We start from the raw sequence: 11698 nt of genomic DNA on the forward strand, positions 1-11698 counted from the left end.
AAGAAAGTCTTAATTAGAGAAATTAGAAATATATACTTACTAATTATTAACTAAATAAATAAAAGGTGTATCATATGTATATTAGTTTGTTGTCTACTTTATAAAAAGGAATAATTATATGAAAAAAACATTACTCAGTCTTGTTATGCTGACTGTAATATCAACGCCAGTATTGGCTAAAACGCCTATCGCTAATTTGAAAATCAATGGTGATATCAAACCACCAACTTGTACTATTAATGGCGCAACACAAAGTGATGTTATTTTTAATTTAGGTAAAATTAGTCCATCGTTGATCCCTAAATCATCAAATTATATATATCCTAATAATACAACCTCGACTAACGTCACTATTGAATGCGATGCAAACACTTATCTTACATTTAAAGCCACTGATACTTATGTAAACAGTCAGCTTGATCTTGATCAAACCAGTAAAACTAAAGCTAGTGGGATATTTCACCTGGTTAATAAAGACCAGGTAGACACTTCCGTGGGGGGAATACTATTCGTTTGGTACAATGTGACTGTAGATGGAAAACCCGCATTTATTAGCCGGGCAAATGATGCAACGGTAGGTTTTTCAGATAATAAAACTGTTATAGTTAAAGAAGTCACTAATGGTTGGACGACAAAACAACAAGAAAATGTAGATAAAAATAGTTTAGATTTAATGCCAGGTCAGATTTTTTCTACCAGCATTTCAGCAGGGAAAGTATCTTCTGCATTTATTTTATCTAAAGATTCATTAAATAAAAAAGGCATAGATATTTCTAACGGATTAGATTTTATCGGCGAGGCTGTTCTCACTTTTAACTTTGGTGTCTAAACCTAAAAAACAATTGATAATCACAATATAATGAAATTAATTTTTGTATTGTGATTATCTTTTTATGTCAATATTAATAAACTATCGATTTACAGCTCTTAGGTAAAAGTGATAATAGTAACATCATTACCTAACATGTTAGTTTTGATATTTTATGGGATTAGATATTGTCATGTTTAAAGATCAATTTACACCACAACAAAAAATGGATATTTGCACTTTTGAAGAAGGTGATCCGACGGAAAACCCTTGGGTTAAAGGGAAACCTGCCCAAATACACATTGAAATTGTCCCCCATAATCCTAATTGGCTTATACAATTTAATGAACAAAAATCGTTAATTCAGAATGCATTGTCAGATATAGCATTATCAATTGAGCACATAGGATCTACTGCGGTTGCAGGATTGGTTGCTAAGCCAATAATCGATATCGATTTAATTATAGAAAATCCTAAAGATGAATCATCCTATATTCCCCAATTAGAGGCATTGGGCTATGAACTCATTATTCGTGAGCCTTCATGGTATCAGCACCGTATGCTTAAACTGAGTAATCCGATGGTTAACTTACATGTATTTGGAAAAAATTGTCCCGAACATTGGCGCCACCTATTATTCAAGCAATGGTTAACAACACATCCTGATGATTTAGCCAATTATGCGGCGATTAAACAGCTTGCTAAGCATAATGTAAAGACGACTCAAGATTATAACCTGAAAAAACAGAGCGTTGTACATGCAATTTATCAGAAGATTTTTACCTCATTGATTGTCGACTAATAACCCGTTATCAGTGCACAGTGCGTTATTGATGTTCTGTATATCAATTTTTTAGACCGTATTTATAGGTTTTCTAAGGTGTCCAAAAACTATTTTAATTCCAATGCCTACTTCTCAATGACTAACTATTTACTCATCATAATTAAGCCCCAACTCACCGTTAAAGGGCTTTAATATGATGATATATCTGTTACTTATATAGTGTAAAATATTCAGGAGTTACTAAGAATGGAACCATACCGTATTGCATTAATTGGTTTACTGACACATCTGATAATTTAAAAGTCAGTGGTTTATTGCCAAATTTAATTCTGCTTATTAATACTGGATCATTTTTAGATGTATCTCCTGTAAATGTCACGCCTAACGCAACTACCTTATCCATTTTCACGTTACCGGGCATAAGAATAATGCTGATACTAAAATCCATCTTTTGATGTGAATTTTTTTCTGCTTGTTTGATCCTTTTAATTACCCCTTCTGAAGCATAAACCCCCGCCAATATCTCTTTGTAAGAGAAGACCATTAGATCCGTATCAACAGTGTTTTGGCCGTCTTCAACCTTGCCAACACCAACAGGTATTGAGAAATGGGCGAATGAATTAAGTTTTTGCTTATAACATTCAACATATTCCGCATCTCTGAAAATCTCAGGAACTTTATTTTTTAATTCTATCAATGATTTAGACTCTTTCCTTGAGTCTTCAAAATCATTACATGAAGAGACTTCGAAATTAATATCTCCTTTAACAATATTTTGCTCACTAGACAATAAGTTATCTGTATTTATTTTCGTTTCTAAATCAACCTTACAGCCAACTAATAAGGAAGATATAACGGCAACCATAAATATTTTTTTCATCAAAAAGCCCTTATAATAATTAAACAAAAATTTACAATTCTATTTAACCATCACAAGGGCTTATAGCAAGCAAAAAATAAAGAAGAGGATTTTATTAAATATAAGTGTTCTAAATTTTGTTAATTTAATTATATTTATATGGCAATATAAAAACATCAAAATAAGAGTATCTAATTACACGTCTTATTTAATCAATATAAAACCCACACTTACCACATCTAATTTAATATTCTATTTTTAATTCTTTCTTTTAAAGAATATCGGATAGTAAAATAAATTCACTTTAAGAAATTCTTAATTAGACATATTAAAAACACATATTCTTTTAACATTAAATAAATAAACAGAAGGTGTATTATATAATATTTCTTTGTTATTTATCCTCTAAAAAGGAATAATTTTATGAAAAAAGTATTACTTAGCCTTACTATGTTGGCTATAATGTCAACGCCAGTATTGGCTAAATCCCCTGTAGCTAACTTAAAAATCAACGGTGATATTAAGCCGCCAACTTGTACTATTAATGGGGCGACACAAAGTGATGTCCTTTTTGATTATGGAAGAATAAATCACTTATCCCTCAATCGAAAATTTACTCTTACTCTGGCATTGTAGCTCATAATGTCGTTACGGTTGAATGCGATGCAAAAACATATTTAACATTTGTTGCGTCTGATACTTATGGTGACACGGAATTAAGTGTTAATAATACGTCAGAATGGTTTCATTTAGTTGATAAAGCAAATCCTGAAAATACAGTTGGAGCGGCTGATTTCATATGGAGTGATGCTACGGTCGATGGTAAGCCAGCATTTATTTCACGGGCAAACGATGTTGCTATTACAGGAAAAAGCTACAACAACGTCCTATACAAAGGGCCAACTAATGGTTGGACATCAGAACAACAATCAGGCGTTGATAAAAACGCCCTGGCTCTAATTCCAGGTGAAGTTTTCCAATCAAATTTCAGGCATGGTAATTCAAATGGCACCTTTATTTTATCTAAAGATGAATTAAGTAAAAAAGGAATAGATTTATCTAATGGTTTAGATTTTATCGGGGAGGCTGTTCTCACTTTTAACTTTGGTGTCTAATTTTTAGAATAATTGATAATCACAATATAAATATTTATTATATTGTGATTATCTTTTTATATTAATATGAATGAATGTTATTTATGCTATCCTAGCTTTCTTCCTCTTCTTTCCGTCTGCATTTTTTCCGCTTTCTGTGCTTCTTCTATCTCACGCATTTTCACGAGAATAGAACCGTCCTCTATAACTGCAGAGTCGTCCCAAATAAGTGACTGTTTATTAACATCGAGTGGAATTTCAATACCGTTATCAACACAGCCCAATTTAATTAACAGAGAAAAGCAAAACTACGTTATGGATAATGTATGCAAAGAGAAAGGAGTTTCCAAGGCCATAAAAAACGAAAACCGGCACATTTTTAGATTAGCCAGAGCATGTCTATGAAGAGTGGGTTAGAAGTGAAAAACGCTAATGCTAATTGACCCGTTACTTGACCCACATCTCTCGCAGATTTTTTTAAAAATCTGCATAAGGTGTTGATTTTAAATGGTACGCCCTACAGGATTCGAACCTGTGACCTACGGCTTAGAAGAGCGTAGAATTATGCTTTAATATCAACTAAATACAGTCTCACCAAGCGTTCACACGTCCCACCTTACCTAAAGTTACTTGAAGTTGTCTTATGCTACTTCATGTTGCTTGTCCCAAATCCGTCCCATTAATTCCCCCACCTTGCTATACTCTCCAAAAACTAACAGGATCCGTTATGAACCTCGCAAACCTAACTCAAGAAGAAAAAGACAAAGTGAATGTCGATTTGGCCGCTTCAGGTGTCGCATACAAAGAGCGACTCAATATGCCAGTTGTTGTGTCCGAAGTTGAACGACAACAACCAGCACATTTGAGAGCGTACTTTAATGAACGATTAGCGTTTTATCGTGAGAGAAGTAAGAAGTTGCCAGATGCGAATTCTGTGCAGTATTTGAAGGTTGAGTAATAATTGAAAATATCAATAAATAATTTATGATCACCAAATCAAGAAATTCCGTTGGGACTTATATGAAAAATAGAATTATTTGGATAGATTACATCAGAGCTATTGCCTGTGTACTAGTAATAGTACTGCATACGTCTTCATTTTATATAAACAATTATGGGAAAATATCTACATTAAACTGGGAAGTGGCAAACCTGTTTGATTCATTCTCAAGAATGTGTGTTCCTTTATTTTTTATGATTTCTGGATATTTTTTCTTTTCAGATAAAAAACCAAAAGCAAAAAATTTTCTAAGGTTAATTTTCTCGTTACTATTTTACAGCCTTATAGCTCTCATTTTTTACCTAACTACAAAAAAAGTGTTTCCAAACTCATCATATGATGAGTTTAATTTCTTCTCATCACCGTCATTTTATCACTTATGGTTCTTTTACCCATTAATAGTGATCTATGCAATCTCATACATAATCAGTTGTAGAGTTGTAAGTAATAAAGGGTTAATTTTATCTCTATTCTTTATTTTCATAATTGCAAATCCAGAAACGGCAAACCTCATTAAGTTTACAGCTGGGTTAGATGTGAGTTTATTCCTAATGATAGATGGGCAATTTTTCTACTTGTTCTTCTATGCTGTGATTGGTGGCGCACTAAGCAAAATAAAAATTATTAGCATGAGTGTAACATCACTTATTTTAATTATTGTTCTTGCAACTCTATCTATTTTCTACCTGAACTCCCTATCATTTAACATGGGATTGAATAAGCAGTTCGATTTCTACTCTTACACCTCACCACTTGTTTTCCTTTTGTCGATAACGGCATTTATTTTGTTAATGAAGATAGGATTTGAGAAACAAAATAGAATTATTTCTTTAATATCGTCAAATTCATTAGCTATATTTGGCATACACGCGTTTATATTAGCTGTAATCAAAAAGCTCCTGCCGTACCAAAATATGAGCGCTATAATCATGATCCCAACTATAACTATTATAGTATTATTTTCTAGTTTAGTATTCTCTCTTGTTGTTAAGAAGATTGATAGGAAAAGTTTTGTGTCTTAAAGAAAATAGCGCCCTCTTGGGCGCTGTTATTAAGAAATGTTTATACTGGTATCGTCACCACCAATGACACTATTTTCGATATCAGAAGCTCTTCTTCTGCGACTGATGTTTAATGTTGCTATCTTTCCTTGCTCTTGGCTTTGAGCATAATATTCACTAGGAGCAACCCCTCTAGCATCAGTATAACACTCATCAAAAAAAGCTGTCGCATTCCTGCCTTGACCAGAAATGCAGGATAATGTACCTGAGTAGGGTTTAGATGATAATTCGTTAGCTGCAATTGATGATAGTCGATACCCATAGGATCTAGCGCCAAATGCTATCGTTGCGTTTCCTGCGTATGAGTAATGCAAGTCAACATCTTTCATATATAAAACACAGTCTTCATGTGGCGATACCCCATCGTCACCTGAATGATACGCGCCTCCGCCAACAATATTCATAATTCCAGCGCTATGAGCGTTAAAACCGTCATTATTCACACTGAATGATTTACAGTTAATTAACTCGGAATCGATATTGCTGGTAGCGAACCCATTACCAGTGTAACTACCATGAACTTCGCAGTTGTGTAATGATAGCAATCCACCACCTCTCTTAAATGGCAGGTAAGTTCCAGAATTAGCACGTACAGGATTATCCTTGCACCCATAAAAACGAACCCCATGCATCGAGCAGACAACGCTAGACTCAATATTTAGCCCATAATCAGATTCAGAGATAAAGATATAAGCGGTATCGTTCTCCTTACCAAATGACCAATAAATGGTTTTATTTTCCCAATCATACCAGTAGCTAAAATCAGTACTTAACACAAGTGACTTAGATCCAACTTGCTTAAGCTTGTAACTTCTCATTGATTTAGTTTTCCAGATAGGCACCTCTACCCCAAGGTAAGGCTGTTTAGTTCCATTCTGAACCCCAAGATCAGGATTGGTTTTCCAATCGTAAGGGGCGCTAAAGGTATATCTTGGCGATGATTGTATTTGCACCCAACTATCCGTGGATGGATATTGACCAAGATAAATATCCGCATATCCTCCAATAGAAATAATTCTTGTTGGTGAATTAATAAGGAAAGCCTGCGATATTCCACCTTCTTTATATTCTCCCGCAGTTACTTGAATCTCCTTAATATTAGCCATAAATGATGGTCGAATAACATTATAGGCAAATTTAAGTCCAAAATTATCCCCTTTGTATCTATCTGCACCATCTGGGGAAATTTTGAGTATTCCTGATGATTTTAATCTTGAAACATTTCTATCAATTTGTAATCGCTGAGCGAATTCATTGTTAAAGTTGATATTTTTAGTTGATGTTCCAGATGGTTTCCAATCATCACTACTACCAATAAAATCAAATTGCGTTCTGGCGATCACTGACCCAGACTGCTTTACAATGATTTTTAATATTTTTTGCGTTGAGGTTGAGTTAGGTTGATTTCTATAACTAAATGCTAAGTAATCTTTTGTTAGCGAGCTAATATCTAACCTGACGTGCAACTTATCATCAGACTGATTAATAATATCAGCGCCTGATGGAATATTTATATAACCACTACGATCTAGGTTGTCGCACCCGCCGTACACAACATGAGTTGCTGCTTGTGATGTATTAACTTTTGACGCCAAATCCCCGTGTATATAAACATCAATATCATCAACTTTATTTGGTTTAACGATTAATTCAATAAGCTCATTAAGAGAGTTATTTTTCCCGAAAATAAGCTCGCTAGTTTCCATGGCAGGAGTGGAAGCTATCAAGGTGGGGATATTAATATGAGGATGATTTTGATAACCTAATAAGTATCTCTCCTTTATATTATCTATGGCCTCTTGAGCGTTTATTCCACTAGATTCTCCGATAAGGGAAAGTCCTTCATTAGAAGATAGTTCACTTCTTAGTGTTGCATCCCCAATGCTTTTCCACTTTCCTTCGCCAATTCCTCCCGCTGACTCTGGTGTTGAATCAGCGCTAACTACTTTGGGGAGTTCGCCATCCCATCTGTAGTATTCGCCATTACTTTCCCAGAGAAGAACATCGTTAGGATTGATGATGGTATTACCCGACTCAAAAGACCTCTTCGTGATATAGCCATAGTTAAGCATTGCCTGTTTTGATAAATAGTTAATGCCATCTATTGTATAATGATTTTTACCAAAACGGTCAGTGTAAAAGTGATTATTTGACGTAACGAACTCGTCAACTTTGCCTGAGTTATATTTCAGGTCGCGCGGTGCTTCACTTGGAACTGGATTTTGTGTTGGAATTGTAGACATAATCTTTCCCAATAAAAAAGCCAGCACTTAGGCTGGCTATGATTGAAATGAATTTAATTAAACGTTGTAATCTTTCTTTGCAGAAAAATACTCACTTGCTGTAATACTGAAAGTTCCGTCTGCATTAGGCTTTTTGTCGCTTACAATCCATCTCATTGAGTCCATTTCAACGATATTGGATATAACGTAACGTGACGGGGATTGAACATTCATGCCGTCATAGATATTTAGTTGGATGTCAGGTATGTCAGCGATAAATCCATAAGCGGTATCGCTTCTTGGTGTAGCCTTAAACCTTTCCGTCGTATTACCTAGGTGATCAGTGATACAAACAAACATCTCACCATCAAAGGCAACTTTTTCATTTGTTGAAAATTGATTTCCTATCCTCTCAACTATATAACCCGCCTGTTGATTCTTATCGTATGTGTCAGCAACAATAATTAAGTCGCCCGGATAAACATAATCACCATCTGCGAGAGTTTGCACACTGATACTCATGCGCTGATGTATTAACCTATCCATTTCCAACAGCGCTCTATCTATCGCTTGATATTCATTGCGACAACCATGAATGGTTATTTTGTTAGGATTTTTAGCTGGTTTGTTAACTATTTTGTTATCTTCAATACGGTATTTAAGGTAGGTTTTTTTGTTGGTTTTAGGGTTTACATATTCAATTTCAACACCATCATTACCGCTCGGCATTGTCATATCATAAGAAAGTGAAAATCCATTGCCTGTTGTGTTAGCCATATTAAAAGTGCCAGATGGATATTGCTTTTCCTCTTCACGAGTAAAGGTAAGAACTCCGTTATCCCAGAAAGAAATGACACGAGCAACATTGCATATCGTTTCTATACGCTGACCCAGCGACACATCCTCATCATCAAACGTGTAATCAAAATATCCTAAGCGCTTATCTGGAAGTGATTCATAGATTGAATACAAACCATATAAATCTATGGTGCTTTCTGGCTGTCCTGCGGTAACTAGCCAAGTGTGAGCGACCGCATCAGCAAATGATCGTGATGGTCTTAATGTATAATCAACGCTACGGCTATTCATGTCGTAACTAATAACATGACGTGTGGCTAGTGCGTTATATTTACGCTCCCTTGCTCCTGTTGGTGCTTCTGTTGCCCTCACTGTTACTTTAACAAGAGTATCTTCTTCATGTACTTCGTTAATCCTCTCTCTAACAATAAAGACCTCCTCTAGCTTAAGAATACTGTGATCATTACTGTTTTCTAATCGAGTTAATTGAAGCGCATACCTTCCATATCCAGCCAACGGCTTGAACTTTTCCGTTAGATAGTATGTTTTTGTCTTTGGTGCGGATGGAAATCCTCTATCAAACGCCTCCCTTGTTCCTGATATCTCATTGTTATTATCATCAATCTTCCAGAATTCAATTCTTGCGCTAGCCCAATCACCATCACCAAGCTGTGCGTTTAAATGCACCCATAATTCACCACCATCAAGCGGTGAAAAGAAAGGCCCTACTGTCAGGAATTGGTTGTCATAGAGAATAAACTTTGATGTGTTGACTATTGCATTAGGCGGTAGAGTTGCCAAATCACCACCGGTTAAATTAGTGAAAAAGAATTCATAGTAATATTTTGGTGAAATAATAGCGCCATCATCACTTTCTTTCGCATCAGATAGATAAGCATCAACCTTAATATCCTTTGTAACCGAACCCTGCGGAGTATCATAAGTCACATTAACAACAAGGCTTACTGATCGAGGCTTTACGATATCCATAAAATATCGAAAATCATCTTGTTTCTCTATCTTTATAGCCGCCTCACCACCTTTAATTTCACCAGAAATAACATTGTTAGCAGTAGCCTCATATTGTGGAATTTCGTCACTTTCATTCGGCCCCGGTATTTCTTGTCCGTCAACATCAGGGAACTCAAACCCCTCAAATATCTGTGGGATCACTTCACCTGGTTGGAATATCTGATAACTGGCACCATCAAGGGCGATCAGCTCAGACTCTGAATATTTCACATTCTCAATCGTGTAGTAACCGATGCCAAAGTTCATCCACTCGGTAACCATCTTTTTATTGTCGATGTATTCAAACATTGATTGCTGAATGAGATCGGGAAAAGCTCTAACTTGTCCGTGAATTTCAGGTCTAGCCTGATATGTTCTCGCTATATTGGTTTGACCAGTTAATCGGTTGTTGGGGCTTTCCTTTGCATTCACATCAGCGGCGCTAAATGATGGTGCCTTGGGAGCTAAGAATGAAAATATCTTGGAAACAAACTTAAATACTGGATTAAGAATATCGCCAATAATCCCTTTCGGTTGGTCAAATATTTGAATGTGATGAAATTCACTAATAATAAAGTCAAGGTGATCATCGTCGTTAAGCTTTACGCCGTTAACATAGATATCAACGTCATGATGAAAGTTTTGCTCTTTTAACCAATCAAAAAAAAGAGAGCCGGTTTTTATCTCGACTCTCTCTTTCGGCATTCCAGCGACACGCTGAATTTCAATTATTGGCATATTTCATAAACTCCAACTTAGTGAACTTTCTCTCGAGTACAATCAACCTATCCATTCTCACAGAGCCGTTTTCACCTCGACTATGTAATGCGTTACCATCGATAATCAAGCCAATGTGAGCGGGTTTTGAGCCTATATAGCCTATAAATATTCCGTTATTTTCTGGTTGATTTACTTTCTCCCAAAACTCAACTTCATTTTTATAGCAAGTAACAAAATCCGTTTCAGACTCATATCCTGCGCCATGGTGGATCTCAATACCTAGAACGTGTCGATAATAGAGAACGACAAGCCCCCAACAATCCATAGTGTCAAATGTGCAAGACCGGTTTTTCCATGGTTTACCGATGGTTTTATCGATGAAATCCTGAGTTGTCATACAGCCTCCAAGCCTGGCCATTCTTGTGGCTCATAAATACGTCCGATGTTTTTATTCAATGGGTTACTCATAGATAGCGTGACAGTCACACTTTCATGGTCCATCGACACATCTTTCACAAATAATTTCCATCGAGTAATGGCCTTACCTTTGTCTTTCTCATCAAATAAGCGATAAGTAGCCTCTATGGGTGTCATTCTATTGAATGATTTCCATAGCTTAAGTTTCTGCTTAAAGTCTTGTGCTACACGGCTGAATTTAACACTGGCGTCAATGATGGGCGTTCGGCTTTGCTGACTGTCAGATAGTTCGAAATTACACGGCTGATATTCAACCCCACCTAGAACCTTTGGGAATATTTGATAAGAAACAAGATAGATATCTCCGAACGACGGATGACTAAATTGCAGTGTCTCATAAAGTATTCTGTTTGGCCTTTGTGCCCGATACTCTCTTAGTGTAGGCATTACAACTCCTTATACTTAGGTAGAGTCTCAGTGACGATAATATCAAGCCAACTTCCAAATGATGACGGAAACTCAACGATAATATCGTCGAATTCATCATCTGAATTATAAAGTTTCTTACTAATGACTTGACCAGTCCATGTTACAGAAGATCCATTAATACTGGTTTGCACTGGATAGGAAACAAAATGTAATTCCTGCTCCTGCAGTCCACTACCACCAAGATTAATTTTCATCCTGAACCAGCGATTGCAATTATCAAGATAGTTGGGACTTCGCAACCACTGCGCAAATGCACGCTCTTGTTGAAGTGTAAATATCCAATTCACACTCCATACAGTTTTTAAATCATCAGTTAACTTCTGAAATATAGGTGCGCCTACCTGTGGTTGATCTGTCAAGAAGCCAGTGTCTAGCGTCATGCTTTTATCGGCTTTCTGCGCTAGAGGAAGCCAGTCAGGGTAATCAATAACCATA

Annotated in this window: 11 protein-coding genes and 1 pseudogene; 5 read left to right on the top strand and 7 right to left on the bottom strand. The window is 36.0% G+C overall.

Going from position 1 to position 11698, the window contains the following annotated elements; genetic code table 11:
* Positions 1 to 118 precede the first annotated feature (118 nt).
* Both AACV01_RS10030 and AACV01_RS10035 read left to right on the top strand, forming a co-directional pair.
* The gene (locus AACV01_RS10030) at positions 119 to 829 is read left to right on the top strand and encodes a fimbrial protein (protein ID WP_020946056.1); all 711 of its coding nucleotides are present in this window, start codon (positions 119 to 121) and stop codon (positions 827 to 829) included.
* A 154-nt stretch (positions 830 to 983) separates the two neighbouring features.
* Positions 984 to 1610, top strand: coding sequence for a GrpB family protein (locus AACV01_RS10035; protein WP_046334688.1), 627 nt, complete (start codon positions 984 to 986; stop codon positions 1608 to 1610).
* Positions 1611 to 1800: 190 nt separating this feature from the next.
* On the opposite strand, the gene AACV01_RS10040 is transcribed toward AACV01_RS10035, so the two are convergent.
* The gene (locus tag AACV01_RS10040; RefSeq protein WP_004244239.1) at positions 1801 to 2472 is read right to left on the bottom strand and encodes a DUF7424 family protein; all 672 of its coding nucleotides are present in this window, start codon (positions 2470 to 2472) and stop codon (positions 1801 to 1803) included.
* A gap of 402 nt (positions 2473 to 2874) precedes the next feature.
* On the opposite strand from AACV01_RS10040, the pseudogene AACV01_RS10045 reads away from it, so the two are divergent.
* Positions 2875 to 3566: pseudogene (locus AACV01_RS10045) on the top strand (fimbrial protein).
* 86 nt (positions 3567 to 3652) lie between these two features.
* Here AACV01_RS10045 and AACV01_RS17860 read toward each other — a convergent pair.
* Positions 3653 to 3829 carry a phage tail fiber protein gene (locus tag AACV01_RS17860; RefSeq protein ID WP_442956611.1) on the bottom strand — a complete coding sequence of 59 codons (177 nt, stop codon included), beginning with the start codon at positions 3827 to 3829 and terminating at the stop codon, positions 3653 to 3655.
* A gap of 443 nt (positions 3830 to 4272) precedes the next feature.
* Between AACV01_RS17860 and AACV01_RS10050 the strand changes: the two genes are divergently transcribed.
* Together AACV01_RS10050 and AACV01_RS10055 are read left to right on the top strand one after the other, a co-directional pair.
* Positions 4273 to 4503 carry a DNA polymerase III subunit theta gene (locus AACV01_RS10050; protein ID WP_161682800.1) on the top strand — a complete coding sequence of 77 codons (231 nt, stop codon included), beginning with the start codon at positions 4273 to 4275 and terminating at the stop codon, positions 4501 to 4503.
* 62 nt (positions 4504 to 4565) lie between these two features.
* A complete protein-coding gene (locus AACV01_RS10055; RefSeq protein WP_161682802.1) occupies positions 4566 to 5567 on the top strand; it encodes an acyltransferase in 1002 nt (333 codons plus the stop codon).
* 29 nt (positions 5568 to 5596) lie between these two features.
* On the opposite strand, the gene AACV01_RS10060 is transcribed toward AACV01_RS10055, so the two are convergent.
* Genes AACV01_RS10060 through AACV01_RS10080 form a run of 5 tightly spaced genes read right to left on the bottom strand, consistent with a single transcriptional unit; the run spans position 5597 to position 11697 of the window.
* On the bottom strand, positions 5597 to 7849 hold the full coding sequence (locus tag AACV01_RS10060) for a tail fiber/spike domain-containing protein (protein WP_161682804.1): 2253 nt from the start codon (positions 7847 to 7849) through the stop codon (positions 5597 to 5599).
* Positions 7850 to 7906: 57 nt separating this feature from the next.
* Entirely contained in the window at positions 7907 to 10375 is a 2469-nt protein-coding gene (locus tag AACV01_RS10065) for a host specificity factor TipJ family phage tail protein (RefSeq protein ID WP_161682806.1), read from the bottom strand.
* Complete coding sequence (locus AACV01_RS10070; RefSeq protein WP_161682808.1) at positions 10362 to 10754, bottom strand: NlpC/P60 family protein; 393 nt, start codon at positions 10752 to 10754, stop codon at positions 10362 to 10364. The genes AACV01_RS10065 and AACV01_RS10070 overlap by 14 nt, the downstream gene beginning before the upstream one ends.
* A complete protein-coding gene (locus AACV01_RS10075; RefSeq protein ID WP_070486816.1) occupies positions 10751 to 11221 on the bottom strand; it encodes a DUF1833 family protein in 471 nt (156 codons plus the stop codon). The genes AACV01_RS10070 and AACV01_RS10075 overlap by 4 nt, the downstream gene beginning before the upstream one ends.
* Entirely contained in the window at positions 11221 to 11697 is a 477-nt protein-coding gene (locus AACV01_RS10080) for a hypothetical protein (RefSeq protein WP_161682810.1), read from the bottom strand. The genes AACV01_RS10075 and AACV01_RS10080 overlap by 1 nt, the downstream gene beginning before the upstream one ends.
* Position 11698 lies beyond the last annotated feature (1 nt).

Origin of the sequence: Proteus sp. G2609, assembly GCF_963896135.1 — a bacterium.
GTDB lineage: Bacteria > Pseudomonadota > Gammaproteobacteria > Enterobacterales > Enterobacteriaceae > Proteus > Proteus mirabilis.